We start from the raw sequence: 26144 nt of genomic DNA on the forward strand, positions 1-26144 counted from the left end.
CTTAACCCCCCTGCTGCTGCCGTTCCAGCGGCACCGTGCCGCAGTCAGTCCAGCAGCACGAGCCGCTGACGCGATGTCAGCGGCTCGTGCCCGGAATGGTCAGAAGTTGAACGTCGTCGACACCAGATAGGTGCGCGGCGCGCCGAGGCCGATCGCGCTGCCGCTATAGGACGACGCGTAGTAGGCGACGTTCTCGACGTTCTCGACCGCGGCCCGCAGCACGATCGGCTTGCCGTTCCACGGCGACAGGAAGGTGTAGCGGGCGCCGAGGTCGAACCGTGTCCACGCCGGCAGCACCTGCGTGTTGGCGGCATTGGCGTAGGTCCAGCCGGTGTGCACCACCCGGCCCGTCAGCGTCAGCCCGTTCACACCGGGCATGTCGACTTCGGCGCCGAGATTGACGTTGACCTGCGCTACGCCGGGCGCACGGTTTCCATCGTTCAGTCCGCGGTCGGTTTTCTCCAGCACGCCATCGATGAAGGCCGCGCCGCCGAGCAGCCGCAGCCCCGGCGTCAATTCGCCGAACACGTTGAGTTCGGCGCCGCGATTGCGCTGCTCTCCGTCGACCGACAGGCTCAACAACCCGTTGGATGCTGTGGTGATCGCACTCGGCTGCTTGATTTCGAACAGACTGCCGGTGACGCTGATCCTTCCGAAGTCGACCTTCACGCCGGTTTCCACCTGCTTGGTCTGAAACGGCGCAAAGACCTGGCCCGAATTGATGAAGCCAGCGCCCACCGTCGTGCCAGGCTGCAGCCCCTCGATGTAGTTGGCGTACAGCGTCACGTTGGACAGCGGACGGAGCAACAGCGCATAGGCCGGACTCCACGCGGCGCCGTCCTGCCCGGTGGTGACGCCGGTGAGCAGGTCGGTCGAACTGTTGCTGACATGCTGACGCCGGACGCCGACCACGGCCTGCACGCCGCCATTGAGGATCGACATCGTATCCGCGGCGCCGACGCTCCACTGGTTCAGGCCGACCGTATTGCGGATCGGAACTGGAAACGCCGGCTCGGGGATCGGCGTGTAGTTGTAGATGTTCGAGCCGACGAGGCCGGCTGCGGCCTGATAGGAATTCTCGTTGGGCCGATCGAACGCGCCGTAATTGACCACGAATTTGTGGTTGACCGGTCCGGTATCGACCTCGCCGCGCAACCCGACCTCGCCGGTCTTGGCCGTAAAGGTCTGCTCGCCGCCGAACGGTCGCGAGCCGTAGTCGCCGGCCTGGTTGATGATGGTCGGCGACAGGAATTTGAAGTCGATCTTGGCCTGGTGATAGCCGGCGGCGCCGTACACCGTCAGCCCCGGGGTGACGTCGACTTCGGCGCGCACCGTCGCGAACGTGTCCTTCGGCTTCCAATACGCCCAGTCCGGAATGGCGTTGGAACTCGCGGACGGCGCAGGCGGCAACGGCACGACGTTCGGCTGGAAGCTGAAGAACCGGATCGGCGGCGTCAGGTTGTTGGCCTGGTAGCCGACGTCGGCCGAGACGCGGACGTTCTCGCCGCGATAATCGAGGCCGAGCACGGCGTTGCCGAACTCACTGGTCTGGCGGTCGAACGGCGTCTTGCCATCGCTGTAGCTGCCGTTGAAGCGGACGCCCCACTCCTTGTGCTCGCCATAGCGCCGCGCCACGTCGGCCTGCAGGCCGAACTGCGAGCGTGACACGTAGGTCGCGGTGAGCTGGGTGATGTCGTAATCCGGCGCCTTCTTGGTGACGAGATTAATGCTGCCGCCGACCGCGCCGAGCGGCGAGATGCCGTTGAGCAGCGCGGTCGGGCCCTTGAGGATCTCGACGCGCTCGACGAAGTTCGCGCCCACGCTCCAGAACGGCGCCATGCCGTATAGGCCGTTCAGCGCCAGATCGCCGACGTCGTAATAGAAGCCACGGATGAAATAGCCGTCCTGGCCGCCGCCCGCCGAGGTGACAGCGCGGACCGACGGATCGTTGGCGATGACGTCTCGGATGGTGCGCGCCTGCTGATCCTGCATCAGCTGCGCCGTGTAGCTGGTCTGGCTGAACGGCGTGTCGAGGATGCCGCGATTGCCGAGTAAGCCAACCTGGCCGCCGCTCGCCACCTGCCCGCCCGCATAGCTCGCCGGCAGCGCGCCGAGCGTGCCGGTGGACGGCGTCACATACGGCACTGGCGCGACGGCGGCCGGCGGTTGCGTGTTGCGACGTGCCACGACGCGGCGGGTGGTGCCTGCGCGGTTGCTGGCGGCGGGCCGCGCTGGCCGCGCGCGCTCGGTGCGCGGTGCCTCGACGGTGACCGCTGGCAAGCCGGTCTGCGCGAGCGCGATGCTGGAGAGGAGATGCAGCGAGATCGCCGCGAGAAAACCGGCGCCGCTGGTGAGGTGAAGTGTTCTTGTCATTCTTGAGCCCCCGCTACATGACGGATCTCGCCTAGCGCATCGGCGGTGGAGTTTCATCGTCAGGGCTGTTAGAACATCTCAAAGTCTGACGATCGCGACTCCCGCTGCGCTGCTATCAGCTACGAGGCAATCGCCACCGACAACGTTTAGATCGTTCGCTATTGCCGGCGCTTAGTCCATACGGTCGCAGCTTCGGCAAGCGTCGTCGGCACAGCACTATCAACTCCACTGGAATCTCTCTAAGGCTCGGCGAAGCCGTGAGGACAGGTCACGATCGCCAGTCTGAGCGTCTCGCGCATCGCTGCTCCTTTCTTGGTCGCACGATGGAGCAATCGGCAAGCAGCGTGCCGACCAAATGGTCAAGACGGGCGCGTTCGCGTTTCGCAAGTGAGGAAGCGCGGCGGGCTTGCCGCCACGCCTTTTTGTGGTCCTGCTTGCCAGTCCGTCGTGCGGCCCGCATCTTGGGTGCGCGGTGTCAGGCGTGCCAAATGAAGCGAACGAAGGTCGTTATGCTACCACCGGTAGCGTAGCGTCCCGATCACTGTTCGGCCTTGGCTGAGGTAGCAAAAGCCGGCGTTGCACACCGCGATCTGCTCGTCGGCGACATTGTTGGCGTTCACCGAAGCCTGGAAGCCCGCGAACTGCCGTGACAGCTTTTCAAGATCGTAGCGCAGTGCCAGATCGACCAGCGTGTAGCCGCTGTTGCGCGAGGTGTTGGCGTTCGACGTCCAGGTCGCGTCGATGTAGCGGACCCCTGCTCCCATCCCCAGACCATCCAGCGCACCGTTGAGGAAACTATAGTTCAGCCAGCTCGACGCGGTGTGCCGCGGCGTGACGGCCGGCACCTTGCCCAGTTCGGTGGCGATGGTGGTCTTGGTGATCTCGGCATCCGCGTAAGTGTAGGCCGTCACCGTTTCCAGTTCCGGCGTCAGCCGGGCACGGGCCTCGATCTCGAGCCCTCGCACGTGAATCTCTCCGACGGACGCATAATATGCGATGCCGTTGACATAGCCGGCGAGCTTGGCGGCATTCTTTTCGGTGAGATCGTAAGCCGACGCCGTCAGCAGCACGTCCGCGCGCGGCTGATATTTCACGCCGGCTTCAAACTGTTCACCCTCCGACGGCGCCAGCACGCTGCCGTCGATCGCCATCGAGGTCGTCGGCTGGAACGACGTCGCATAGCTGACATAGGGCGCGACGCCGTTGTCGAAATGATACAGCAGGCCGGCGCTGTAGGAGAACGCGGCATCATTGCGCTGACCCGTCACCGCGTTGGTATAGGTGTTGATCCGCGTCTGATCGGCCCAATCGTGCCGGCCCGCGAGCGACAGGTGCCAGCCGCCCATCTGCATCTGGTCCTGGACGTAGACCCCGACCTGCTGCTGGTTGGCGCGCGAGCCCGAGCTGTAAGCGGGCGTGACGCCGGCAATGCCGTAAGTAGGATTTCGGATGTCGAGCGCATAGGCCGGCAACACCGCGCTGGAGCCGAGCTTGAAGTCCCAGACGTTTTGGTCGTAATTGACGCCGGTCAGCACCTTGTGAGTGATCGGGCCGGTGACGAAATCGGCCTGCAGTGCGTTGTCGGTCTGCCAGCTGGTCTGATCGTCACCGACCGCGACGGCCGACCGGTTGTAGATTGGGGTCGTCGCGTTGGCGAAGCTGCCGCTGAGATAGCGCGATTCGGTGTGCAGCGATCCGAACCGGGTGTGCTGGCGGAAGGTGAACACCTCGTCGAAGCGATGCTCGATCTTATAGCCGACCTGAGCCTGGGTCAGCTTGAGATAGTCGTAGGACGGATCGCTCGAGCGCAGATACTGACCGTTGACGGTGAGCAATTTGCCGCCGCGATTGATCGCGGCAACGCTGGCGTCGGTCTCGTCCTTCTGCCCCAGCGCATAGGCGGTGATCGTGGTGTCCACGGTCGGACGCCAGGTGATCGACGGCGCGAGCAACAGCCGCTGATCGGCAACATCGAAGTTGGTGTTGCCCGACCGGGCGACGCCGACCAACCGATACAGCAGCGACTTGTCTGGATTGGCTGCACCACCGATGTCGAACGCGGTCTGGAATCTGTCGAAGGTGCCGGCCTGAACGGCGATCTCGTTGACCTGGTTGTCGACGGGGAATTTCGAGCGGCGATCGACCAGGCCGCCCGGCACCGACTGGCCGTACAACACCGCGGCCGGTCCCTTGATGATCTCGACGCTGCCGAGCTGATAGGGCTCGGTGCGGAAGGTGGAGAAGCCCGCCGGATATTGCTTGAGCCCGTCGCGAAAGTCGCCGAGCGTGGTGGTGGCGAAGCCGCGGATGTAGATCTGATCGAAGCGCGGATCGTAGCCGAAGCCGCCGGTGGTGACGCCGGCCGAGTAGCGCACCGCTTCGGGAATGCTGGTGACGCCGCGATCGTCGAGCTCCTTGCGATCGATCACGCTGACCGAGCGCGGCGTATCGATCAGCGGCGTGTCCGTCTTGGACGCCGAGTTCGACGTCCCGGCGACGTAACTCTGGCTGCCCGCGTAGAGTCGTTCGTTGACCGACAGCGAGGGCGTCGGCGCAGCCTGCGCGATCGGCCTTGTCGGCCGAGCGGTTCGTGCGGCGGCCCGCGTGGGTCGGGGAGATGCATTGCGCGCCCGCTGTTGCGGCTGCGGAGCTTCGACGGTGACCGCCGGCAGGTTCGATTGCGCGGCTGCGCCGCCTGCAAGGTCGGTCGTCAGGGCGAGCAGGCTGACGGTGCAGAGCAGAGCTGCCTGCCTCGCCGCTGGTCTTGTTGGTACGGTCATGGACACATCCCCAATGTGGCTGGTCTCCCAGCGTCATTGGTCGTGTATCCTCCCGAACATCATCGCGCACGATGTCGGGCGGTAGAATAGATCGAGAGAAACCGCTGTCCCACAGCGGGATCTGGAATCATTATAATGACGATCGCCAGCGCGACGAATGATGAGAATTATTCCGGTCAAGGCTGCGATCAGCATCCGATGCTGATCATGAGCTGATCGCAGGCCTCTGTTTTACTCGTGCGGCATCAGCACGCGCTCCGAGCGAGGCTCGGGCTCGGGCGCGTGCGATGCGTGCGGCTGTGTCGGGGCATCGACGACAGTCGCCTCCCCGTGCTGGGTCAGCGGCCGGTTGCCGGCGAGCGCACGAAGCAGCACGTAGAACATCGGGGTGAAGAAGATGCCGAACGCGGTGACGCCGATCATGCCGGCGAACACCGCGACGCCCATGGCGTGGCGCATCTCCGAGCCGGCGCCGGTCGAGGTCACCAGCGGCACCACGCCCATGATGAACGCCATCGACGTCATCAGGATCGGCCGCAGCCGCAGCCGGCTCGCCTCGATCGCCGCCTGGATCGGCTTGCGCCCGGCGAATTCCAGTTCGCGCGCGAACTCGACGATCAGGATGGCGTTCTTCGCCGACAGGCCGACCAGAACGATCAGGCCGATCTGGGTGAAGACGTTGTTGTCGCCCTTGCTGATCCAGACGCCGAACATCGCCGCGAGCAGCCCCATCGGCACGATCATGATGATCGACAGCGGCAGCGTCAGGCTCTCGTACTGCGCGGCCAGCACCAGGAAGACGAGCAGCAGCGCCACCGGGAACACGATCAGCGACGAATTGCCGGCGATGATCTCCTGATAGGTCAGCTCGGTCCATTCATAGGACACGCCCTTCGGCAACGTCTCCTTGGCGACGCGTTCGATCGCGTCCTGCGCCTGCCCGGTCGAGAAGCCAGGCGCGGCGCCGCCACTGACGTCGGCGGTGAGGAAGCCGTTGTAGCGCATCGCCCGCTCCGGCCCTGCGCTCTCCTTGACGCGCAGCAGCGTCGCCAGCGGGATCATCTCGTTGCTGTCGGAGCGCACCTTGAGTTGGCCGATGTCGTCGGCGCGCGCCCGATATTTGGCGTCGGCCTGCACCCGCACCGAATAGGTGCGGCCGAAGCGGTTGAAGTCGTTGACGTACAGCGAGCCGAGATAGATCTGCATGGTGTCGAAGATCGACGTCACCGGCACGTTGAGCTGGCGCGCCTTGGTGCGATCGACGTCGGCATAGAGCTGCGGCACGTTGATCTGATAGCTGGTGAACAGCCCGGCCAGTTCCTTTTGCTGAGAGGCCTTGCCGACGAACGCCTTGGTGGCGTCGCTCAGCGCCTCGTAGCCGAGGCCGGCGCGGTCCTCGATCTGCAACTTGAAGCCGCCGATGGTGCCGAGGCCTGCGACCGGCGGCGGCGGGAACATCGCGATGAAGGCGTCCTGGATGCCGGCGAACTTCTTGTTCAGCTCCATCGCAATGGCGTTGCCGCTCAGCGCCGCGCCCTTGCGGTCTTCGAAGTCCTTCAGGCCGATGAAGACGATGCCGGAGTTCGACGAGTTGGTGAAGCCGTTGATCGACAGGCCGGGAAACTGGATCGAGTTCTCGACGCCCGGCTCCTTCTGGGCGATCTCGCCCATGCGGCGGATCACCTCCTCGGTGCGGTCGAGCGTGGCGCCGTCTGGCAGCTGCGCGAAGCCGACCAGATATTGCTTGTCCTGGCCCGGCACGAAGCCGCCCGGCACGGCGTGGAACAGCCAGCCGGTGACGCCGACCAGCACGAGATACACGGCCATGCCGATCGCGCGGCGCGAGATCACCCGCTTGACGCCGCCGCCATAGGCCTCGGAGCTCTTCGTGAAGAAGCGGTTGAAGCGCACGAAGAACCAGCCGAGCGTCTTGTCCATGAACCGCGTCAGCGCATCCTTCGGAGCGTCGTGGCCCTTCAGCAGCAGCGCAGCCAGCGCCGGCGACAACGTCAGCGAGTTGAACGCGGAGATGACGGTCGAGATCGCAACGGTCAGCGCGAACTGCTTGTAGAACTGACCGGTCAAGCCGCTAATGAAGGCGAGCGGCACGAACACCGCGACCAGCACCAGCGCGATCGCGATGATCGGACCGGTGACTTCGCGCATTGCCTGATAGGCGGCGTCTTTCGGATTGAGCCCGCGCTCGATGTTGCGCTCGACGTTCTCGACCACGACGATGGCGTCGTCGACCACGACGCCGATCGCCAGCACCAGGCCGAACAGCGTCAGCGCGTTGATCGAAAATCCGAACACATGCATCACCGCGAAGGTGCCGATCACCGACACCGGCACCGCGATCAGCGGAATGATCGAGGCCCGCCACGTCTGCAGGAACAGGATCACGACCAGCACCACCAGCGCGATCGCTTCCAGCAGCGTGTGGATCACCGCTTCGATCGAGGCGCGGACGAACTGCGTCGGGTCGTAGACGATGTCGTAGGAGACGCCGTCCGGCATGTTCTCCTTCAGCTCCTTCATCGTTTTGCGGACGTTGTCGGAGATCTGGATGGCGTTGGAGCCCGGCGACTGGAAGATCGGCACCGCGACAGCGGACTTGTTGTTGAGCAGCGAACGAAGCGCATAGTCAGCGGCGCCGAGTTCGATGCGGGCGACGTCGCGCAGCCGCACCACCTCACCGTTGTCGCCATTCTTGACGATGATGTCGCCGAATTCGTCTTCGGTCTGCAGTCTGCCCTGGGCGTTGATCGACAGCTGCAGATCGAGCCCCGGCTCACCCGGCGAACTGCCGACCTGCCCGGCCGCGGCCTGCACGTTCTGGGCGCGGATCTCGCGCACCACGTCGCTCGGCGACAGGCCGCGCTCGGCGACCTTCTGCGGGTCGAGCCAGATCCGCATCGAGTAATCACCCGAACCGAACAGCTGGACCTGGCCGACGCCCTCGATCCGCGCCAGCCGGTCCTTGACGTTGAGCACCGCGTAGTTGCGCAAGTAAGTCATGTCGTAGCGGTCGTTCGGCGACATCAGATGCACGACCATGGTGAGGTCGGGCGAGCTCTTGATGGTGGTGATGCCGAGCGCGCGCACTTCGGCCGGCAGCCGCGGCTCGGCCTGCGACACGCGGTTCTGCACCAGCTGCTGCGCCTTGTCGGGATCGGTGCCGAGCCGGAACGTGACGTTGAGTGTCATCCGGCCGTCGGTGGTCGCCTGGCTGCTCATGTAGAGCATGTTCTCGACGCCGTTGATCTGCTCTTCGATCGGCGTCGACACCGTCTCGGCGATCACCTTGGGATTCGCGCCCGGATAGTTGGCGGTGACCACGATGGTCGGCGGCGCGACCTCCGGATATTCGGAGATCGGCAGCACCGGCAGCGACAGCAGACCGGCGAGAAAAATCACCGCCGACAGCACGCCGGCGAAGATCGGACGATCGATGAAAAATTTCGAGAAATTCATGACATTGGCCCGTATCGATCCGCCCACGCGCGGGCGCAGAAATCCTGGCGCGGCCGAGCTTCGGCCGCGCGGCTACGCAATGCGAGGTAAGAGATCCGATACCGCCGCGGCGGGATCGCTCATGCTTAGTTCTGTGCGAGCGCCTTGCCGGTAGTTTCGGCGGAGCCGTCCATCGCCACCGTTTCCGGCTTGATGGTCGCGCCGGGCCGCACCCGCTGCAGGCCGTTGACGACGATGCGCTCTCCGGCCTTCAAGCCGGACGCGACGATGCGCATGCCCTCGACCGAGGCGCCGAGCGTCACTTCGCGATACTCGGCGTGGTTCTGCGGATCGACCACCATCACGAACTTCTTGTTCTGGTCGGTGCCGACCGCGCGTTCCGAAACCAGCAGCGCCGGCTCGGGCTTGGGCTGGCCCATCGACAGCCGCGCAAACTGGCCCGGCATCAGCCGACCATCGGCGTTATCGAACACCGCCCGCACCCGCACCGTGCCGGAGCGCGGATCGACCTGGTTGTCGACGAACTGCATCTTGCCCTTGACCGGCGCGGTGTCGGTGCCGGTCGTCATCTGCACCGGGATGCGATCGATCGCACCTGGCGTCTTCTCGTCAGACAACGTCTTCAGCGCACGGGCGACGACCTGCTCGTCGGCATTGAAGCTGGCGTAGATCGGGTTGACCGACACCAGCGTCGTCAGCAGCGGCGAGCTCGGCCCGGCGGCGATCAGATTGCCGACGGTGATCTCGATCTTGCCGACGCGGCCGGACACCGGGGCGCGGACTTCGGTGTAGCTGAGGTTCAGCTCCGCAGTGCGTAGCGCGGCCTCGGCGGTCTTCACATTCGCCTCGGCCTCGCGATAGGCGTTGAGGCGGTTCTCCACCTCGCGCTGGGTGATGGCGGAGCTGGAGAGCTGCTGGCTGCGCTCGACATCGGCCTTGGTGAACACCACGCGGGCGCGCGCCGCGGCAAGCTGGGCCTGCGCCCGGTCGACCTCGGCGGCGTACAACGCCGGATCGATGATCACCAGCAGGTCACCCTTTTTGACCAGAGTGCCCTCGTGGAACTTGATCTCCTGCACGGCGCCGGCGACCCGCGAGCGGATCTCGACCCGCTCGATCGCCTCGAGCCGGCCGGAGAACTCGTCGGACGGCGTCGTCGCCTTGGATTCCACCAGCGCGACCGACGCGGCCACCGCCGGCGGCGGCGCTGCCGCTGTCTCGGCCTGCGCCGCGGTGCGATCGATCAGCGCAGCGCCACCCGCCAAGGCGGCCGAGATTGCCACAATCCCCGCGCCGAGCGTTACGTATCCAGCGAAAGTCTTGGCCATGGTGATTCCTATTCAACCTGAGTGAGCTTGCAAAAAGCCCAGCAAATTCAGTAACTCGTGTGCGTGCTGCGGCGTCCGAATGGGAACATCATACCACGCTGCAGTGCACATATCCATACCGTCCGGTATAAATGGACGCTCGACATCTGCTGTCAAGACACTTATCTACCGGTTGGTAGAAAACTGTGGAGGTGTTTCGAAATGGCCATGGGCCGACCCCGCGAATTCGATGTCGACAGCGCGCTCGACCTCGCTTTGCATGTCTTCTGGCGCAAGGGGTATGAAGGCACCTCGATGTCCGACCTGACCGAGGCCATGGGCATCACCAAGCCGAGCCTGTATGCGGCGTTCGGCAACAAGGAAGATCTGTTCCGCAAGGCGCTCGATCGCTACGTCGACGGCCCCGGCGGCTATTATCAGGCCGGGCTCGACAAGCCGACGGCGCGCGAGGTGGTCGAGCACATCCTGCTCGGCGCCGTCGATGCGATGAGCGATCCCAGCAACCCCGGCTGCCTTGCCGTGCAAGGCGCGCTCTGCTGCGGCGAGACCGCGGAGACCATCAAGCAGGAGCTGGCGGCGCGCCGCGCCAAGACCGAGCAGCAGCTGCGCGACCGCCTGGCGCGGTCGATCGTCGACGGCGACCTGCCGGCCACCGCCGACGCCGACGACCTCGCCCGCTACGTCTCGACCATTCTGCAAGGCATGGCCGTCCAAGCCGCCGGTGGCGCCTCCCGCGACCAACTCGGCAAACTCGCCGACATGGCTCTGCGCAGCTGGCCACCGGTCTAGGCCCGGCCTGCCCCCACCCCTCCAAGCCCTACACACCGTCATTCCGGGGCGCGCCGCGCAGCGGCGCGAACCCGGAATCCCGATGTTGGTACGCACCTTTTCGCCGAGCCACAGAGATTCCGGGTTCGCACCACCGGCTGGCCAAGCCGGCCCGGTGGTCCGCCCCGGAATGACATGGGGAGAGGCTGTGCCGCCAAGCCCCAAAGCACGGTCATTCCGGGGCGCGCCGCGCAGCGGCGCGAACCCGGAATCCCGATGTTGGTACGCACCCTCTTCACCGCTCCGCAGAGATTCCGGGTTCGCACCACCCGGCCGACCGAGCCGGCGCGGCGGTGCGCCCCGGAATGACTTCGGGAGAGGCTATCCGCTGTTGCGGGAAACTGTGGGGTTCTGGCCTCCTGCCTTGTTCATTGACGCGCCGTTAACACTGCCGCGACGATAGTGCCGCGCGGCGCCCTTGTTGCCATCGGTTATTAGGAAATCGCGACGAATGGTGCCGCGTATGCCGCTCTCGTTGTTTAAAAGGTTCTTGCACCCCGATCCGCGCATTCGCCGCGAACTGGTCGAACTGCTCTACACCTCGTTGCCACAGGTCGCAGCGATCGGCGTCACCTCCGTCACCGGCGCCGTGGCGCTGACGCTGATCAGCGGCGACGTCGGCTACGCGATCACCTCGGCATTCATCGCGATCTTCGCCACCACGCGAGTCATCTCGTTGCTGCGCTACAAAGCGCGCGCCGCGAACTTCAACGATGCCGACGTCGTGCGGTGGGAATTCCTCTATGCGGCCGGCGCCTCGGCGTTCAGCCTCGCGCTCGGCGCGCTGTCCTTTCGAGCGCTGTGGCTCGGCGACGCCGCCGGTGCCTGGATCGCGTTCGGTCTGGCGATGTCGTACTGCGTCGGCATGGTGTCGCGCGCGGCGATCCGGCCGTGGATCATCCTCACCGCGTCGGCGATGCTGCTGATCCCGATTGCCACGGCCGGACTGATGCGCCCCGAACTCGCCTACAAGATCGGCGCCGCCATGCTGGTGTTGTTCTGGCTGACGTTGCGCGAGGCATCCAAGCATCTCAGCGCCGCGTTCATCGAGCGGCTCGAAGCCAAGCATCGGCTGTCGCGCCAGGCGACACACGATTTCCTCACCGACCTGCCGAACCGCGCCGGCTTCCTCGAGGCCCTGGCAGATGTCCGCGGCGGCTTCACGCTGATTGCCGTCGACCTCGACGGCTTCAAGCCGATCAACGATCGGCACGGCCATCAGGCCGGGGACGATCTGCTGCGCCAGGTCGCCACGCGGCTCAAGGCGTGCGCCGGGCTGGGCGGCATTGCAGCGCGGATCGGCGGCGACGAATTCATGCTGCTGAAGCCGGTTTCGCTGGGCGATCTCGGCCGCGAGGAAGCGCTGCACCTCGCACGCGCCGTGGTGTTCGATCTGTCGACGCCGTTCCTGCTGTCGGATCTGCCGGTGCGGATCGGCGCCAGCGCCGGCCTCGTGGTCAGCGACGGCACATCGACCCATTCCACCGCGCAACTGCTCGAGCGTGTCGATCGCGCGCTCTACGCAGCCAAGCGCGCCGGCGGCGGCTGCGCGCGGCTGGAAGCGGACGCCGATCATTCGATCACCGCAGCTTCTGCACCGCACGGCGGACTCTCGGCCGCGTAGCTATGCTGCGAACTCACGCAGCTTTGCACGGTGCCGATCACGCCGCACCCTTGCAAAGCATCGCGGCTTCGCCATTGTTTCCCCACCCGCAACAACAAGAGCAACCGGAGCTGCTGATGACCGACGCCCCCTACACGCCGCCGAAAGTCTGGACCTGGGACAAGGAAAACGGCGGCAAGTTCGCGTCGATCAATCGTCCGATCGCCGGACCAACTCACGACAAGGAACTTCCGGTCGGCAAGCATCCGCTACAGCTTTATTCGCTGGCGACGCCGAACGGTCAGAAGGTCACCATCATGCTCGAGGAGTTGCTCGCGCTCGGCCACAGCGGCGCTGAGTACGACGCCTGGCTGATCAAGATCGGCGACGGCGATCAGTTCTCGTCGGGCTTCGTGGAGGTCAATCCGAACTCCAAGATTCCGGCGCTGCTCGACCGCTCGGCGAACCCGCCGATCCGCGTGTTCGAGTCGGGCTCGATCCTACTGTATCTCGCCGAGAAGTTCGGCGCGTTGCTGCCGACCACGCCGGCGGGTCGTACCGAATGCCTGAACTGGCTGTTCTGGCAGATGGGCAGCGCGCCGTATCTCGGCGGCGGCTTCGGCCACTTCTACGCCTATGCGCCGGAGAAGTGGGAGTATCCGATCAACCGTTTCGCCATGGAGGTGAAGCGGCAGATGGACGTGCTCGACCGCCGCCTCGGTGAATCGGTCTATCTCGCCGGCAGCGAATACAGCATCGCCGACATCGCGGTGTGGCCGTGGTACGGCGGCTTGGCCAGCGGCCTGCTTTACGGCGACAGCGCCACGTTCCTGGACGTCGCCAGCTACAGCAACGTGCAGCGCTGGACCAAAGCAATCGGCGAGCGCCCGGCCGTCAAGCGCGGCCGCATGGTCAACCGCGTCTCCGGCGACCCCTCGACGCAGCTCCACGAACGCCACGACGCCAGCGACTTCGACACCAAGACGCAGGACAAAGTCGCGGCGAAGTAAGCGGCGCGAAGTAACAGGTGAATGCGGGGAGTGGTAACGTCGAAGCCCGTTAGGTCAGGCACCGCCTCTCCCCATCATTCCGGGATGCGCTGCGCAGCAGCGCAGACCCGGAATCCATAGCCCCTGGACTCACGTTGAAACTATAGCGGCCGGCGAGGTACTCAACAGCTGGTGCTGCGGCGTATGGATTCCGGGCTCGCGCTACGCGCGCCCCGGAATGACGAGAGGCTGGTGAGCAACCTAACTACACGCTATGCCGCGGCCCTGCGACCCGACCCTGCGTGGTCGCGATGCCCATCTCAAAGCTGTCGGCGATGCGGCGGGCGCGGAGGATGAAGGCGGCGGCGATATCCGGGGCGAACAGTTCGGTCGCGGTCGCCTCGAACAAACGCAGCCAGCGGTCGAAATGCGCGGGCTCGAGGCCGAGCATCAGATGCGGCCGCATCGGCCGTCCTTCGTAGCGGCCTGTCTTGAGCAGCATCGACGACCAGAAATCGCTGATCTGCGCGATGTGGTGATCCCAATCGGCGACTGCGCGATTGAAGATCGGACCGATCTGATCGTCGTCGCGGGCCCGCGCGTAGAAGGTGCGGACGAGTTCGGCGATCTGCGCTTCGGTGATGGCGTGCATGGTGTAGATGTAGGATGCGACAAGGCCGCGCTCAATATGGCGGTTTGACCTTGGCGCGCTGCGCCTTGGCGGCTTCGGCCCACCACGCGAGATCCTCGGCGAAGCGCGGGAACGCGCGCGACAGCGATTTGCCGCCGTCGCCGATCGGCGTGCCGGCCTCGTCCAGCGTCTGCGCGATCGGCCCGACGCCGAGCGTCGACGAAACCACCACCATGCCCATCTCGCTCAACGTGCCGTGCCATGCGGTCGCCGCGCGCACGCCGGAAAACCGCCCGGCCGAATAACTTGCGATCGCAGCCGGCCGCCAGAACCACTCCTCGAGAAAATGGTCGGTGAGGTTCTTCAGTCCAGGCTGAACGCCCCAATTGTACTCGCCGGTGACAAATACGAAACCGTCCGCGCTGCGGATCTTGTCGGCGAGCGATTCCATTGCAGCCGGCGCCTGGCCCTTGGGATGCTCCTTGTACATCCGGTCGAGCATCGGCAGGCCGATCGCCTTGGCGTCGATCAGTTCGGCATCGTCGCCACGGTCGCGCAGGCCCGCGACGACGTAATTGGCAAGCCGGATTCCCATCCGGTCAGAGCGATACGAGCCGTACAGCACGAGCAGGCGAAGCGACATCGGCGAACTCCCTTCATAGCGCCGCCGCTGTGGCGCGCCTGATCCTAAACGCGCTCCACCGGGTCGCCGATCCGCACGGTGCCGCTCTCGAGGATACGGGCCGTGATGCCGCCGCGACCGCGCACGGCGTTGTAGCCGCCGAGCCCGAACGTCTCTTCCATCTTGCTACACGGTGCACAGTCGCCTGAGGCTTCCAGTGTTGCGTTTCCGATCCGAAAACGTTGGGCTTTGAGCGCAGCCAGATTGATCCCGCTGGTCACCAGATTGCGCCGCAGCAACTCCGGCGCCACGCTGTCGCGGCCGAGAAACGCCGCAATGGCGGCGAGGTCCTCGACAGCAATCAGCGTCACCTGACGAGCGCCATTGCGGGTGGTGCGATAACGATCGCCGGCGACACCGGTCTGCGCGATCAGTTGGGCTTCATCCGGCGTGGTCATCTCGGCATGGCGGGCCGGACGCAGGCCGATCCAGGTCAGACGGCCCGGCCGCATCGGCGCGGCGATCAGCCGGCCAAGCGGTGCATCAGGGGGAAACGCAGTCATGCGAGCGCGTTCGACGAGAGCACGGTGTCTCGGTTGAGCCCAGCCCAACATTCAGCCATCGCCTCACTCCTCGCTGGCATCGCCGGCTCGTCCGGGCGACCCAGAAACGGAGTGAGGCCGCGATAAAGTAACAACCACTCTGGAATACTTGGTCACCCGCATTCGCGGGTGATGACCACGCGAACGAGGGCTACGCCGCCGGATCAAAGCTCCGAGAGACAACCGCTCAGGTCTTCGGCGGCTTCGGCAGGGCCTCGGCAAAGCCGTTGTAGCAGGCCAGCCGCTCATCCTGCTCTTTGGTGAAACGGCAGTCGGCGACGGCCTTTGCGGGGGCCTGCTTGGCGCCCTTCTTCGGCGTCTTCGGCTTCGGCGGGAAGATCGCGTCGAAGCAATCAAGCCGCTCCTTGCTGCCGTCCTCGATTTCGAGACAGGCCTGCAACTGCTCCGCGATCGGCGGCTTGCCCGATTTGTCCTGCTTGGCGCCATCGGACTTGGCCATCTTGTCGCCGCGCGGCTTGACCTGCACCAACGGCCGATCACCAACCATCGGCGGAGCGCTCGCGTTTTGCGCCAGCGCCGCGCTCGAGGCCAACAGCGCCACCATGACCAACATTTTCTTCATCGAGACCCCCGTCGAATGCGCTCAGCCGTGCGAGACCGCAACCAGCGTTTGCTCAAAAGCGTCAGCTACCTCAAATCCGAGCGCCGCGGCGGCGTCAAGCGCGTTGCCGGACCTTCCCTGCGGTTTCCCACCGCACCCAAATGTCAGCTGTGCGATTGCGGCGGCTTTGCGGCGACGGAACCGCCGCCGCGGGCGGTAGAATGCGAGCCTGATCTGAGGTAATCACGCCCTATGAGACTCATGCTGATTGCCCTTGTGTTCGCCGCCTCGTCCGCTCAGGCCGCCGAGGACAAGCGCGCCGCGCCCAAACCGATGCCGTCGCCGAAGCAGTCGAGCGGCAACCCTTGCGCCGCCTATGGGCCGGGCTTCGTCCAAGTCGAGGGTGGCAGCACCTGCGTCAGGGTTGGCGGCGGGATCGGAGTCGGGGTCGGCACCAGTAGCCGTCGCTGAGCCGTCATTCCCCTCCCACGTCTGATAGAGCCGCGCTGGCGCGCTTGTGACTGGCATCAGCGGCCGAAATGCCGATGATCGGCCGATGACAGATTTGCGACAAGCCGCGCCTGCCTCGGCCGATATACCCAGCATCGTGACCCGCCCGCTCCTGCCGCTGGCCGGGCTGGCGCTCCTGCTCGCTGCTCCGGGCCTGGCGATCCAGTTCGGAGTTCTGCCCTTCGCCTATCGCATGCACGCGCTGATGCTGGTATCGGGCCTGTGCGTCGGGCTCTGCGTCTGGGCCGGCGTGTCGTTCGCGGAGCTTGGCTTCGGTAAGCCGCATCAATGGCGCCATTGGCTCGGCTGCGCGGTGGTCACGGCCGCAATCGCGGCGGTCATGCTGCTGCAGACCCAGTTGTTCGAGTTCGACGCCAAACCGCCGGCGTGGCTGAGCTTCGCGCCGTTCTATGTGCTGGTGTCGAGCCCGTGCCAGGAAGTGGTGTGCCGCTCGATCCCGAAGCTGATCACCGACCGGCTGTCGCGCGGCGGCTGGGCTTATGTGTTGTATTCGGCGGCGATGTTTTCGCTGATCCATCTCTGCTACGGCGACCCGGCGCTGTTGCTCAACACTTTCCTGCTCGGGCTGGTGTGGGGCGCGGCCTATCTGTGGATGCGCAACATCTGGCCGTTGATCGTCTCGCACGCAGCCATCGGCACCCTCGCCTTCGCGCTCGGCCTCGCCTGAGCACGGTTCCGATCAGATCTCGAGCTGGGTGCCGAGTTCGACGACGCGGTCGGTCGGAATCTTGAAGAACGTCGTCGCCCGGGTGGCATTCAGTGTCATGAAGGTGAACAGCCGCTCGCGCCACAGCGCCATGCCGGGATTGAGGCTCGGCACGAAGGTTTCGCGGCTGAGGAAGAACGAGGTCGACATCATGTTGAACTCGTGCCCGAACTGCTTGCACAGCGACAGCGCCGCCGGAACGTCGGGCGTCTGCATGAAACCGTAGCGGATGATCAGGCGATGGAAGCCGTCGCCGATATCGGTCATCAGCACCCGCTCGCTGTCGGGCACGTAGGGCGTTTCGGCGGTCATCACCGTCGTCAGCACGACGCGCTGATGGACGGTCTGATTGTGCTTGAGGTTGTGCAGCAGCGCCGGCGGTACGCCGTCCGTCGCGGCGGTCAGGAACACAGCCGTACCGCGGGCGCGCGACACGTTCGGGCCGAGCGCGCGGATCACGACGTCGAGCGGCACCGCCTGCTTCTTCAGTTGCTTACGCACCAACGCGCGGCCGCGGCGCCAGGTGGTCAGCACCGTGAACGAGATGAAGCCGATGAACAGCGGAAACCAGCCGCCCTGCGCCACCTTGATGATGTTGGCGGCGAAGAACGCGAAGTCGACAGCGAGCAGCGTGCCCGCGACGACGATCACCAGCGCCATGTTCCAGCGCCACAGCAGCGCCATCACGAACGACACCAGAATGGTGTCGATCATCATCGTGCCGGTCACGGCGATGCCATAGGCCGCGGCAAGATTGCTCGACGACTGGAAGCCGATCACCAGCGCCATCACCGCGATGTACAGGGTCCAGTTGGTGAACGGCACATAGATCTGGCCTGCCTCCTCACCTGAGGTATGCACGATGGTCATCCGCGGCAGCAGGCCGAGTTGGATCGCCTGCCGCGCCACGGAAAAGGCGCCGGAGATCACCGCCTGCGATGCGATCACGGTGGCCAGCGTCGCCAGCGCGACCATGGGCATCACCATCCATTCCGGGCCCATCCGGAAGAACGGGTTTTGAATCGCGGTCGGATGGGCGATCAGCAGCGCGCCCTGGCCGAAATAGTTCAGCATCAACGCTGGCAGCACCAGGCCGAACCACGCCAGCCGGATCGGAAATCGGCCGAAATGCCCCATGTCGGTATACAGCGCCTCACCGCCGGTCACTGCCAGAACCACCGAGCCGAGCGCGTAGAAGCTCATCAGGGGATGGCGGATCACGAATTCGATGGCGTAGACCGGATTGATCGCCACCAGCACATCCGGCGAGCGGACGATGTGGGCGACGCCGAGCACCGCGAGCGTGACGAACCAAATCGTCATCACCGGCCCGAACAATCGCCCAACCAGGCCGGTGCCGCGGGACTGGATCGCAAACAGCGCCGTCAGCACCACGGCGGTGATGGGCACGACATAAAGCTTGAGATCCGGCGTCACGACCTCCAGGCCCTCGACGGCGCTGAGCACCGAGATCGCCGGGGTGATCATGCTGTCGCCGTAGAACAGCGCCGCGGCGATCACGCCCAGCATCATCAGCGGATAGTGCACCCGTCGGCCGCGTGTCAGTTCGGTGACCAGTGCCAGCAACGCCAGGCTGCCGCCCTCGCCGTGGTTGTCGGCCCGCATGATGATGATCACGTATTTCACCGTGACCAGCAACATGACCGTCCAGAACACCAGCGACAGCACGCCGAAGATGTTCTCAGGTGTCACCGGGATCGGATGATGGCCGGCGAAGGTTTCCTTCAAAGCGTAAAGCGGGCTGGTGCCGATGTCGCCGAACACCACGCCGATCGTGCTGATCAGCAGGCCGGCGCGGGTCTTTTGCTGGCTCATGACTCGCCCTCTGGCACGATCAGCCGTTCGGCGGGGGCGCAGGACGCGGGCCGGACGTTTTCGGCACCGCAATCCGAATAGCGCGCCGGCCAAGCCAGTCGGCCGGCGTGCGATACCGATCCCGCGTTTTTATTCATAGCGGCCGCGCTCTGTTGTTGACCTGGATCAGACGGTGCCGGCTCGTCAGGCGGCTCTGCCGACTGCCAAGGCGGTCATCCCGATGCCTCGCTCGTAGATTTTCAAGTCAGGACGGAATGCCCCGGAGAGGTCGCCCCCAACGTCCTAGAAGCACAGATTGGTCACAAGCTTCCCCTGCTTGTCCTTGATCGCATAGGGGCAATCGGCCCGCTTCAACGCCGCCGCCGCATCGGCGTTGCCGAGGGCGGCAGCCTTTTCGTAAAAACCTTTGGCGGCGCCGGCATCCTTCGGCCCGCCGCGTCCGGCCTGAGCGAACGCGCCCATCCGCTCCAGTGCGCCGGGATGCCCTTGCGCCGCCGCTTTGTCAAACAGCGCCCGTGCGGCAACGTCGTCCTTCGGGCCCCCGATGCCTTCTGCCAGCATCATGCCGAGCTGATACTGGGCCTCGGCATTGGTTTCTGCCCCTTTGGCCAGCAATGCCCGAGTTTTGGCCGGGTCGGACGCCCCTCCGCCGAGCGCAGCGAGATTGCTGACACCGCGCGGATTGCCCGCTTCCGCCGCTTTCGCGAACAGTTGCCGCGCCTGCGCCTCGTCTTTGGCAACCCCCACGCCGGTTGCATAGGCGACGCCGAGTTCGACCATCGCCGAGGTGCTGCCCTTCGCGGACGCCTTGCGGAACGCCGCGATCGCCTCTGCCTGCTGTTGGTTCGCAGCAAAGGCGCGTCCGAGAGCATACATCGCGCGACGGGATCCGGCTGATGCCGTGCGGCAATATTTGATTGCGGTCTCGACGTCGCCGGCCGCGATCTCTGCCACGCCTTTGATGCTCGCCGGCTTGTCGGGGTCGGCCGGATCGGCGGCGATCCGGTCGCACAGCACCAGATCTGCGGATTGTGCCAGCACCGCGGAAGCCGAGACCGCCAGCACCAGGGTCGGCATCGCCAAGCATCGCGCCAACGCGCGCCATATCGTCATCGTCGTCCCACCGTCCCTCGGCACCCCTGTCGCCGCCGCGGCAATCTAGCCGGATCGCCGACAGGCTTCAAACCGGACGCCCGCTGCAATGCATTTTGAATGCAAAGCTTCGAACGATCTCCACTACGAATTGCGGGAACCATGGACGACGCTCCCCGTTCAAGCAGCATAATTTGACGAGGAACACATCGATGACGATCTTGAAATGGGCCCTGATCTTCCTGGTGATCTCGGTCATAGCCGGAATCTTCGGCTTCACCGGAATCTCGGCCGCGTCCGCTGATGTCGCGCGGATCCTTTTTTATATCTTTGTGGTGATCTTCATCGTGCTGCTCATTTTGGGCTTCACGATTTTCAGGGCCTAGCGCATCAAATCGTAGTGCACACCATATCGACCTCATGCTCCGCCCCGGCTTGCGTGGCGGAGCATCGCTAAGGACGGACACCTTCGATCACTCGAGCTACCACAGTTTGATCTGCCGCAACCACGACTGATCAATTTCGACCAAGGTAATAGGCGCAAGCGCCGATTCCATATTGCATTGCAGCATCGGCTCAACTACGTATCGCAGCAAGCAATCGGGGCGTGTCATGAGCGGCGAAGACTGGAATACGAAGTATGGGGTGCGGCGGGTGCGACGCGATCCTCCGACCTTGGAGGAAGCGATCTTCGCCGCCATGGGCATCACCGACGACGTCGAGTCGCAGGCCGAGATCGCTGCTTCGCTGATGGGCTTGCCGATTGAACAGGTGCAGGGCGAAGTGCGCAAGGCCAGTCGCGCCGCCGCGCGCACGACCCGCGTGATCACCGGCGAGCAAGGCAGCCAGCGCTCGGTCGTGGTCGAGCGCCGCGTCTCCCGCCGCATCGTCGGTAACGACAAGCGAATCTGAGCGCGAAGTCGCGCGCGCCGATCGCTGCGCCGACGAACTGCCTTATCATCGACCAGACGAAAACAACGCCGCGGGCTGCGAGCCGCGGCGGCACTGTTTTTGGAAACTGCTCAGGTCGGCCGTCGGCTTATGCCGCGCGGCCGAGCCCCGACATTCTCAGGAACAGGTTCCAGCACGCCTGATTGAAATCGATCAGCGCGCTCGCGGCCCCGGCCGGAATCTCGATCGTCGGCGCGTTGGCCGTCGATGCGTCCTGGTTGAGGTCGATCGTGCCGGTCGACTCGCCCTGACGGAAGGTCAGATGAGCGCCGAACTTGTTGGCCAGCGCGCGCATCGCCTGGTTCTGCGCGCCCGTCGTGATGCGCAGGTTTTCGTAGCCGAGCGACCGAGCAACTTCCATCAGCTGCCTGAACAGGATGCTGCCGATCCCCTTGCGGCGCAGATGCGCTTCGACGCTGAATGCGATTTCGGGCAGCCGGTCGGTCGACGAATCCGGCTGATGCAGTTCGGCCGCCGCGTGCACCGCGCCGTCCTCGCCGAAAAACGCGATGATGATGGTGCCGTCGCCACCGCACTTCCTGGCATAGCGATCGATGAAGCCCTCATCTGCATAGCCATTGAAGCGATCGCGCCGGCTCTCCGCATCCAGCCGCAGCAGATGGTCTCTCAGCAACGGCAGCTCCTGGTTGATCAGCGACCTGATCGTCCCTTTGGACCCGGTGAGATCGGCGATGAGAGCGTCGTACATAGTTCATCTCCTTTGGGGGGACGACCCTCAAGGAGGCGTTCGATTCCCTAGACCAAAGATATATTGTGCAGCGCACAATAATATTCAAGATCAAATGGCGTCGCACCAGCGGACGACTGGCCTTCGGCCACCCAAACGTTGCTAAATCCTCTTAAATTCAAGCTGCTTAACAAACTTTGAGCGAGCGCAAACATGCGCCCGGATGGGTGTCGTTGCACCGCACTCTAGGGATGTTACGGAGGTCGAGATCGGCGCTGGCGGTATCAAAGAACCATTTGCGTCTGCATCACCAGAGCGACCAGACGCCCGTCCTCTGTTTCGATGCGGGTCTGCCAGACCTGAGTCCGCTTGCCGCGGTGCACCGGCGTCGCGATCGCCCGAACTGTGCTGCCAACCTTCGCCGCCGCCACGAAATTGGTCTTGCTCTCCAGCGTGGTCGTGCCCTTGGCGTCGGGTGGCAGGTTGATGAAGGTCGCGGTCGCGCCCACCGTGTCGGCCAGCGCCATCACGGCGCCGCCATGGATCGCATCGCCGAGCGTACACAGATCCGGACGCACCAGCATGCTGGCCACCACCCGCTCCGGCTCCGCCTCGATGAACTCCACGCCCATCAGCACCGCAAACGGCAGCGGCCGCGACTTGATCATCTCGAGCGGCGTCATCATACCTCCTGTCGGCCCGCGTCTGGCGCGCGGGCTCTTGAGCGTTGCGGCCGGCCGCCAGCCTAGCCGCCGGCCGGCGATCGGCAATGACCTCGCAGGTTATTGCGCCGGCTCGACGCCGCACCATTCGGCGATGAACAGTGCGGTCGCCTTGGTCGACTGCCGCAGCGAGTCGAGATCGATATATTCGTTGAAGCCGTGCATCGCTGCGCCGCTGGCGCCGAAGCACAGGCTAGGGATATTGTAGTTCAGCCCGTAGAAGCGGGTGTCGGTGAGCGCGGTGAACACCAGGTCGGGGGTCGTTCCGCCATACACCGCGTCGTAGGCCTTGCCGAACGCCGCCTCCGGCTCCGCCGAGTTGGTGAGCTCATAGCCTTCCGATAGAAAGCCCGACCATTCCACCTGCGGCGGGTTGTTGGACAGGAAGCGGTGATCGCGCGATGCCGCCGCGACGCACGCCAGGATCTCGGCTTGATGATCGGCGATCGACCAGCCCGGCAGCACCGCGATCCGGCAATCGACGTCACACCAGGCCGGCACGCTCGACGCCCAATCACCACCCTTGATGATTCCCGGATTGAAGTTGATCGGATGCGTCAGCGTCTTGAAATGGGTGTCGCTGGCGGCGCGGCGATTCCATTCTTCCTCGAGTTTGCCGAGCGCTTCGATCAGGTGATAGGCGGCGGTGATGGCGTTGGAGCCGGAGCCAGCGGTCGCGACATGCACCGGATGGCCGCGCACCTTCAGCCGAAACCAGATCACGCCGACCTGCGAGCGCACCATCTTGGCGCCGGTCGGCTCGGGGATGAAGCACGCATCGGCGCGGTAGCCGCGCTGCAGCGTCGACAGCGCGCCGACGCCGGTGCTTTCCTCCTCGATCACCGACTGGAAGTGAATGCGTCCGGTCGGCCGCAGCCCCGCGGCCTTGATGGCGTCGAGCGCATAGAGGGCCCCGATCGTGCCCGACTTCATGTCGCAGGCGCCGCGGCCGTACATCTTGCCGTCCTTCACCACCGGATCGAACGGCGGCGTGTCCCACATGTCGAGCGGTCCGGCCGGCACCACGTCGCAATGCCCTTGCAGGATCAGCGAGCGGCCGCTGGCATTTGCCGGCCGATAGGTGCCGACGACGGTGCGGGCCTTGGAGAAATCGTGCTCGATCGGACCGAAGCCGCGCAGATCCTTGAGCTCATCGACGTCGATATGCCAATCGTCGACTTCGTAGCCGCGTTGCCGAAGCAAGTCGCCGATCATGTCCTGGCAAGGCCCCTCGGCGCCGCGCGTGCTCGGGATCGCGACGAAGTCTCGGGTGGTGGCCAGCTGGGCATCGAAGCCGGCATCGACGGCGTCAAGGATTCGGCGTTGGAGTTCATTGACGCTCATTCGACGACGGCTCCGTTGCTGGTGTCTGGTCTTGCGGTGTGATCAAACCACAGATCGCCAGAATTGCCAGACAGTTTGACGGCCTCGCGAATCAGGCCACGTTGTGCGCGGCGTATGAAGGAGCTCACATGACCGACGTTCGTGCTGGCTGGCCATGGCTGGTGGTCGGCGTATTGGCCGCAACGTCGCTGGCGACGGCGGCGGTTGCGCAGCAGCAGACGGTGTCGCGCGAGCAGGACATCGCCGAGTTGCGGTTGGGTCAGAAGATCCTGGTCGATGACGGGTCCTGCCCGACCGGCCAGGTCCTGGAAGTGACCGGCGCCAATCTTACGGCCAACGGCGTGACCCGCGTCCGCAAATGCGTGCCGCGGCGGCGCTGAGCCATCTAGCCGATCGGAAGCAGGCCGTGCCGATCTAGCGTTGCAAGTCGGTGCGGTCGCCGACCGGTTGCTCGGCCGGGTCGAACATGCATTGCAGCGCCGGCTTGGCGATCTGGCTGAAGGTGGCGCTGATCTGCGCCTGCTTGGCCGGCGGGATCCATTCGACTTCGATAGTCGGTACGCCGCGCTCGCGCATTCCGCGCAGCAAGGCTTCGCGCAAATCGCTGTCCTGCACCGCCGCGGCGGCGTGATCATGCAGGCAGCCGCAGACCGCGACGGGATGCGCCCAACGTCCGGACATATGCGAAGTGCATTGGCGGATGAAGTCCATCCGCGCATCCGGAAGATTCCACAGCGAACGCGCCTGCGCCTGAGCGCCGCTTTCGGCGGCGAGCAGCAGACCGACGGCAATAAGCAAAAGACGGTACAATGTCGGCAACCGACCGATCAGAGAGTGGCTCACCTCAACGCGCTCACTTCGCCGCGCAAGTGAACGAGATTGCGTCCGGCATGCTGTGCGCATCGGCAAGCGTCGTGTCCAAATAGGTGAACGTTCCAATCCCCGGCAGGCTTCCTTCCGACGACCCCGCAACCGAGGCGCCCGCAAACAGAAAGGCGCAGGCAAGGATCAGGCTCTTGGCTCGCATGGAGTGCGTCTCCGACTCAGTCCCGGCAGCTCGGCTGCCCTGTTGCTGGACTGATAGACGCCCGATGTTTCGCTGCCGCTGCACGCGCGCGGAAAATGGTTTCTTTGGAACCGAAATGTTTCGTCGCTTCGCTCGTCAACGAAACACGGACGAAACATCGAGAGGCCAATGTGGCTCGCTGACTGATAGCGCTGTGCCGTCCAAGGAACGAGAGCGATGACATCAATTTGTCATTCCCTCGCGCTAATCGAGGCGGGGTGAGCGGATTTCCACTATCAGGTCCGCCTCGCGTCGACCTTGGACCGGACATGCAAGATTATATTAAACTTGTTGGCATCAAAGGCTTGGTCTGAGCAAGCATCGGCCGCTACAGAGCTGCATCAGGATGCGGACGGCACATCAGCGCTGAGTGCGCAGCTTGGGTGAAGCTCATCTGCCGAGCGGATGCGAGCCCCCAGTGTCCGGGCGTCCTGGCTACCCAGCATCGGCTTAATGCAACGATTTCATGTGCTGTGCGTTTTTATTGATATCGTGGAGGAACAAAAGAATGAGCAGCGAGGCACGCGTGTCGGCCTCAACGGCGGATCGTCAGAAGGTCGCCACAATTATTGCTTCAAGGCCGGTGCGGCAGGCCGGCGTGACCGGCGAAATGGCTCTGCAGAACCTGTTCGGTCATCCCGCCACACAGTCGTTCCAGCAGGGGCTGGTGCGGCTGGTCGGCCACCGGGCGCCCATAGGTCCCGGCACCCCCGGCCGCGCATCGACCTGATCTCCAATAGATGAAACCAAAGGAGCGACCGGCTGGTCGCTCCTTTTTTGCCGCGGCGGTCGCGAGCTGTTACTTGAAGAAGTCGCCGCACTTCTGCACAGCCTGATCGGCGGCGCCCCACGGCATGATCGGGACCGACGAGGTCGAGTTCTTTGGCGAACCTTCGATCAGCCGGTCCGAGTACACCATGTAGACCAGCACGTTGCGCTTGGCGTCGCAGCCGCGGACGATCTGCATCTTCTTGAAGAACATCGACCGTCGCTTGCTGAACATGTCGTCGGCTTGCGTAAGCTTCTCCTTGAATCGGATCGGTCCGATCTGCCGGCAAGCCAGCGAGATGTCCGAGACTTCTTCCGCAAGTCCCAGCCATCCCTTGAAGCCGCCCTTTTCCGGCACCGTGAAGTGGCAGGCAACGCCCTCGATTTCGGGGTCGTCTATGCCGTAGGTGGCGAGCTTGTCGTTAGGGCTGAGCAGCTTGAACACCGTCGAGCGGCGGAACACCAGATCCGGGTCCTCCGCAGCCTGGGCCGAAGCGCAGGCAAGACCTGTCAGCACGAGACCAGCGAGAACGACGGACTTCAGGCGATTGGAAAGCGTAGGGGTGTGACGACGTGTCATCCGAATCTCCGTAAGAATCTGCCAGCCATGTGGGGATCAACAAACGTTGTGAAAGATGCCAGCGCACT

Annotated in this window: 25 protein-coding genes; 9 read left to right on the plus strand and 16 right to left on the minus strand. The window is 64.6% G+C overall.

What is annotated here, in order from left to right; translation table 11 throughout:
- Positions 1 to 99: 99 nt before the first annotated feature.
- The 4 genes from D4Q52_RS18810 to D4Q52_RS18825 all read right to left on the minus strand — a co-directional run bounded on the left by D4Q52_RS18810 (position 100) and on the right by D4Q52_RS18825 (position 9955).
- Positions 100 to 2373: a TonB-dependent receptor gene (locus D4Q52_RS18810; protein ID WP_119858108.1), complete on the minus strand. Its 2274-nt coding sequence runs from the start codon at positions 2371 to 2373 to the stop codon at positions 100 to 102.
- A gap of 512 nt (positions 2374 to 2885) precedes the next feature.
- Entirely contained in the window at positions 2886 to 5153 is a 2268-nt protein-coding gene (locus D4Q52_RS18815; RefSeq protein ID WP_119858109.1) for a TonB-dependent siderophore receptor, read from the minus strand.
- A gap of 231 nt (positions 5154 to 5384) precedes the next feature.
- Positions 5385 to 8627, minus strand: a complete 3243-nt coding sequence (locus D4Q52_RS18820; RefSeq protein ID WP_234831247.1) for an efflux RND transporter permease subunit — start codon at positions 8625 to 8627, stop codon at positions 5385 to 5387.
- Between the two features lie 125 nt (positions 8628 to 8752).
- Entirely contained in the window at positions 8753 to 9955 is a 1203-nt protein-coding gene (locus D4Q52_RS18825; protein WP_119858110.1) for an efflux RND transporter periplasmic adaptor subunit, read from the minus strand.
- A 201-nt stretch (positions 9956 to 10156) separates the two neighbouring features.
- Between D4Q52_RS18825 and D4Q52_RS18830 the strand changes: the two genes are divergently transcribed.
- From D4Q52_RS18830 to yghU, 3 genes are all read left to right on the plus strand, one after another.
- Positions 10157 to 10744, plus strand: a complete 588-nt coding sequence (locus D4Q52_RS18830; RefSeq protein ID WP_119858111.1) for a TetR/AcrR family transcriptional regulator — start codon at positions 10157 to 10159, stop codon at positions 10742 to 10744.
- A 490-nt stretch (positions 10745 to 11234) separates the two neighbouring features.
- Positions 11235 to 12407: a GGDEF domain-containing protein gene (locus tag D4Q52_RS18835; protein ID WP_119858112.1), complete on the plus strand. Its 1173-nt coding sequence runs from the start codon at positions 11235 to 11237 to the stop codon at positions 12405 to 12407.
- A 116-nt stretch (positions 12408 to 12523) separates the two neighbouring features.
- Positions 12524 to 13396 (plus strand): glutathione-dependent disulfide-bond oxidoreductase, encoded by an 873-nt coding sequence (yghU, locus tag D4Q52_RS18840; RefSeq protein ID WP_119858113.1) that lies wholly within the window; start codon positions 12524 to 12526, stop codon positions 13394 to 13396.
- Positions 13397 to 13640: 244 nt separating this feature from the next.
- Here yghU and D4Q52_RS18845 read toward each other — a convergent pair whose 3' ends face one another.
- The 4 genes from D4Q52_RS18845 to D4Q52_RS18860 all read right to left on the minus strand — a co-directional run bounded on the left by D4Q52_RS18845 (position 13641) and on the right by D4Q52_RS18860 (position 15813).
- The gene (locus D4Q52_RS18845) at positions 13641 to 14027 is read right to left on the minus strand and encodes a group III truncated hemoglobin (RefSeq protein ID WP_119858114.1); all 387 of its coding nucleotides are present in this window, start codon (positions 14025 to 14027) and stop codon (positions 13641 to 13643) included.
- 31 nt (positions 14028 to 14058) lie between these two features.
- Complete coding sequence (locus D4Q52_RS18850; RefSeq protein ID WP_119858115.1) at positions 14059 to 14649, minus strand: NADPH-dependent FMN reductase; 591 nt, start codon at positions 14647 to 14649, stop codon at positions 14059 to 14061.
- Positions 14650 to 14693: 44 nt separating this feature from the next.
- A complete protein-coding gene (locus D4Q52_RS18855; RefSeq protein WP_119858116.1) occupies positions 14694 to 15191 on the minus strand; it encodes an MOSC domain-containing protein in 498 nt (165 codons plus the stop codon).
- 226 nt (positions 15192 to 15417) lie between these two features.
- Positions 15418 to 15813, minus strand: a complete 396-nt coding sequence (locus tag D4Q52_RS18860; protein WP_119858117.1) for a hypothetical protein — start codon at positions 15811 to 15813, stop codon at positions 15418 to 15420.
- A gap of 240 nt (positions 15814 to 16053) precedes the next feature.
- On the opposite strand from D4Q52_RS18860, the gene D4Q52_RS18865 reads away from it, so the two are divergent.
- Both D4Q52_RS18865 and D4Q52_RS18870 read left to right on the plus strand, forming a co-directional pair.
- Positions 16054 to 16263: a hypothetical protein gene (locus D4Q52_RS18865; protein WP_147407822.1), complete on the plus strand. Its 210-nt coding sequence runs from the start codon at positions 16054 to 16056 to the stop codon at positions 16261 to 16263.
- 85 nt (positions 16264 to 16348) lie between these two features.
- Complete coding sequence (locus tag D4Q52_RS18870; RefSeq protein ID WP_119858119.1) at positions 16349 to 16990, plus strand: CPBP family intramembrane glutamic endopeptidase; 642 nt, start codon at positions 16349 to 16351, stop codon at positions 16988 to 16990.
- Between the two features lie 12 nt (positions 16991 to 17002).
- Here D4Q52_RS18870 and D4Q52_RS18875 read toward each other — a convergent pair whose 3' ends face one another.
- Complete coding sequence (locus tag D4Q52_RS18875) at positions 17003 to 18865, minus strand: potassium transporter Kup (RefSeq protein WP_119858120.1); 1863 nt, start codon at positions 18863 to 18865, stop codon at positions 17003 to 17005.
- A 282-nt stretch (positions 18866 to 19147) separates the two neighbouring features.
- On the minus strand, positions 19148 to 19942 hold the full coding sequence (locus D4Q52_RS18880; RefSeq protein ID WP_119858121.1) for a tetratricopeptide repeat protein: 795 nt from the start codon (positions 19940 to 19942) through the stop codon (positions 19148 to 19150).
- Positions 19943 to 20169: 227 nt separating this feature from the next.
- On the opposite strand from D4Q52_RS18880, the gene D4Q52_RS18885 reads away from it, so the two are divergent.
- On the plus strand, positions 20170 to 20343 hold the full coding sequence (locus D4Q52_RS18885; RefSeq protein WP_119858122.1) for a DUF1328 domain-containing protein: 174 nt from the start codon (positions 20170 to 20172) through the stop codon (positions 20341 to 20343).
- 226 nt (positions 20344 to 20569) lie between these two features.
- Positions 20570 to 20869, plus strand: a complete 300-nt coding sequence (locus D4Q52_RS18890) for a hypothetical protein (protein WP_119858123.1) — start codon at positions 20570 to 20572, stop codon at positions 20867 to 20869.
- Positions 20870 to 20996: 127 nt separating this feature from the next.
- Here the strand turns inward: D4Q52_RS18890 and D4Q52_RS18895 are convergent, their stop codons facing one another.
- The 3 genes from D4Q52_RS18895 to D4Q52_RS18905 all read right to left on the minus strand — a co-directional run bounded on the left by D4Q52_RS18895 (position 20997) and on the right by D4Q52_RS18905 (position 23662).
- Complete coding sequence (locus D4Q52_RS18895; RefSeq protein ID WP_119858124.1) at positions 20997 to 21617, minus strand: GNAT family N-acetyltransferase; 621 nt, start codon at positions 21615 to 21617, stop codon at positions 20997 to 20999.
- Between the two features lie 263 nt (positions 21618 to 21880).
- On the minus strand, positions 21881 to 22279 hold the full coding sequence (locus tag D4Q52_RS18900; protein WP_119858144.1) for a PaaI family thioesterase: 399 nt from the start codon (positions 22277 to 22279) through the stop codon (positions 21881 to 21883).
- Positions 22280 to 22378: 99 nt separating this feature from the next.
- Positions 22379 to 23662 carry an ArgE/DapE family deacylase gene (locus D4Q52_RS18905; RefSeq protein WP_119858125.1) on the minus strand — a complete coding sequence of 428 codons (1284 nt, stop codon included), beginning with the start codon at positions 23660 to 23662 and terminating at the stop codon, positions 22379 to 22381.
- Between the two features lie 128 nt (positions 23663 to 23790).
- Between D4Q52_RS18905 and D4Q52_RS18910 the strand changes: the two genes are divergently transcribed.
- The gene (locus D4Q52_RS18910) at positions 23791 to 24042 is read left to right on the plus strand and encodes a DUF6719 family protein (protein ID WP_119858126.1); all 252 of its coding nucleotides are present in this window, start codon (positions 23791 to 23793) and stop codon (positions 24040 to 24042) included.
- Positions 24043 to 24076: 34 nt separating this feature from the next.
- Here D4Q52_RS18910 and D4Q52_RS18915 read toward each other — a convergent pair whose 3' ends face one another.
- Both D4Q52_RS18915 and D4Q52_RS26545 read right to left on the minus strand, forming a co-directional pair.
- A complete protein-coding gene (locus tag D4Q52_RS18915) occupies positions 24077 to 24460 on the minus strand; it encodes a hypothetical protein (RefSeq protein ID WP_425328499.1) in 384 nt (127 codons plus the stop codon).
- Positions 24461 to 24515: 55 nt separating this feature from the next.
- The gene (locus tag D4Q52_RS26545) at positions 24516 to 24689 is read right to left on the minus strand and encodes a hypothetical protein (RefSeq protein WP_182915357.1); all 174 of its coding nucleotides are present in this window, start codon (positions 24687 to 24689) and stop codon (positions 24516 to 24518) included.
- Between the two features lie 547 nt (positions 24690 to 25236).
- Between D4Q52_RS26545 and D4Q52_RS18925 the strand changes: the two genes are divergently transcribed.
- The gene (locus D4Q52_RS18925) at positions 25237 to 25458 is read left to right on the plus strand and encodes a hypothetical protein (RefSeq protein WP_119858129.1); all 222 of its coding nucleotides are present in this window, start codon (positions 25237 to 25239) and stop codon (positions 25456 to 25458) included.
- Positions 25459 to 25527: 69 nt separating this feature from the next.
- Here D4Q52_RS18925 and D4Q52_RS18930 read toward each other — a convergent pair whose 3' ends face one another.
- Positions 25528 to 26076: a CreA family protein gene (locus D4Q52_RS18930; protein ID WP_182915356.1), complete on the minus strand. Its 549-nt coding sequence runs from the start codon at positions 26074 to 26076 to the stop codon at positions 25528 to 25530.
- Positions 26077 to 26144 lie beyond the last annotated feature (68 nt).

This window comes from Rhodopseudomonas palustris, assembly GCF_003591005.1.
GTDB classification, from domain to species: Bacteria; Pseudomonadota; Alphaproteobacteria; order Rhizobiales; family Xanthobacteraceae; genus Rhodopseudomonas; species Rhodopseudomonas palustris_K.

What these genes read in the sequence shown, in the direction of transcription:
- D4Q52_RS18810 (WP_119858108.1), bottom strand. Translation starts at nt 2,373, where the DNA reads ATGACAAGAACACTTCACCTCACCAGCGGCGCCGGTTTTCTCGCGGCG.
- D4Q52_RS18815 (WP_119858109.1), bottom strand. Translation starts at nt 5,153, where the DNA reads ATGACCGTACCAACAAGACCAGCGGCGAGGCAGGCAGCTCTGCTCTGC.
- D4Q52_RS18820 (WP_234831247.1), bottom strand. Translation starts at nt 8,627, where the DNA reads ATGAATTTCTCGAAATTTTTCATCGATCGTCCGATCTTCGCCGGCGTG.
- D4Q52_RS18825 (WP_119858110.1), bottom strand. Translation starts at nt 9,955, where the DNA reads ATGGCCAAGACTTTCGCTGGATACGTAACGCTCGGCGCGGGGATTGTG.
- D4Q52_RS18830 (WP_119858111.1), top strand. Translation starts at nt 10,157, where the DNA reads ATGGCCATGGGCCGACCCCGCGAATTCGATGTCGACAGCGCGCTCGAC.
- D4Q52_RS18835 (WP_119858112.1), top strand. Translation starts at nt 11,235, where the DNA reads ATGGTGCCGCGTATGCCGCTCTCGTTGTTTAAAAGGTTCTTGCACCCC.
- yghU (WP_119858113.1), top strand. Translation starts at nt 12,524, where the DNA reads ATGACCGACGCCCCCTACACGCCGCCGAAAGTCTGGACCTGGGACAAG.
- D4Q52_RS18845 (WP_119858114.1), bottom strand. Translation starts at nt 14,027, where the DNA reads ATGCACGCCATCACCGAAGCGCAGATCGCCGAACTCGTCCGCACCTTC.
- D4Q52_RS18850 (WP_119858115.1), bottom strand. Translation starts at nt 14,649, where the DNA reads ATGTCGCTTCGCCTGCTCGTGCTGTACGGCTCGTATCGCTCTGACCGG.
- D4Q52_RS18855 (WP_119858116.1), bottom strand. Translation starts at nt 15,191, where the DNA reads ATGACTGCGTTTCCCCCTGATGCACCGCTTGGCCGGCTGATCGCCGCG.
- D4Q52_RS18860 (WP_119858117.1), bottom strand. Translation starts at nt 15,813, where the DNA reads ATGAAGAAAATGTTGGTCATGGTGGCGCTGTTGGCCTCGAGCGCGGCG.
- D4Q52_RS18865 (WP_147407822.1), top strand. Translation starts at nt 16,054, where the DNA reads ATGCTGATTGCCCTTGTGTTCGCCGCCTCGTCCGCTCAGGCCGCCGAG.
- D4Q52_RS18870 (WP_119858119.1), top strand. Translation starts at nt 16,349, where the DNA reads ATGACAGATTTGCGACAAGCCGCGCCTGCCTCGGCCGATATACCCAGC.
- D4Q52_RS18875 (WP_119858120.1), bottom strand. Translation starts at nt 18,865, where the DNA reads ATGAGCCAGCAAAAGACCCGCGCCGGCCTGCTGATCAGCACGATCGGC.
- D4Q52_RS18880 (WP_119858121.1), bottom strand. Translation starts at nt 19,942, where the DNA reads ATGCCGACCCTGGTGCTGGCGGTCTCGGCTTCCGCGGTGCTGGCACAA.
- D4Q52_RS18885 (WP_119858122.1), top strand. Translation starts at nt 20,170, where the DNA reads ATGACGATCTTGAAATGGGCCCTGATCTTCCTGGTGATCTCGGTCATA.
- D4Q52_RS18890 (WP_119858123.1), top strand. Translation starts at nt 20,570, where the DNA reads ATGAGCGGCGAAGACTGGAATACGAAGTATGGGGTGCGGCGGGTGCGA.
- D4Q52_RS18895 (WP_119858124.1), bottom strand. Translation starts at nt 21,617, where the DNA reads ATGTACGACGCTCTCATCGCCGATCTCACCGGGTCCAAAGGGACGATC.
- D4Q52_RS18900 (WP_119858144.1), bottom strand. Translation starts at nt 22,279, where the DNA reads ATGACGCCGCTCGAGATGATCAAGTCGCGGCCGCTGCCGTTTGCGGTG.
- D4Q52_RS18905 (WP_119858125.1), bottom strand. Translation starts at nt 23,662, where the DNA reads ATGAGCGTCAATGAACTCCAACGCCGAATCCTTGACGCCGTCGATGCC.
- D4Q52_RS18910 (WP_119858126.1), top strand. Translation starts at nt 23,791, where the DNA reads ATGACCGACGTTCGTGCTGGCTGGCCATGGCTGGTGGTCGGCGTATTG.
- D4Q52_RS26545 (WP_182915357.1), bottom strand. Translation starts at nt 24,689, where the DNA reads ATGCGAGCCAAGAGCCTGATCCTTGCCTGCGCCTTTCTGTTTGCGGGC.
- D4Q52_RS18925 (WP_119858129.1), top strand. Translation starts at nt 25,237, where the DNA reads ATGAGCAGCGAGGCACGCGTGTCGGCCTCAACGGCGGATCGTCAGAAG.
- D4Q52_RS18930 (WP_182915356.1), bottom strand. Translation starts at nt 26,076, where the DNA reads ATGACACGTCGTCACACCCCTACGCTTTCCAATCGCCTGAAGTCCGTC.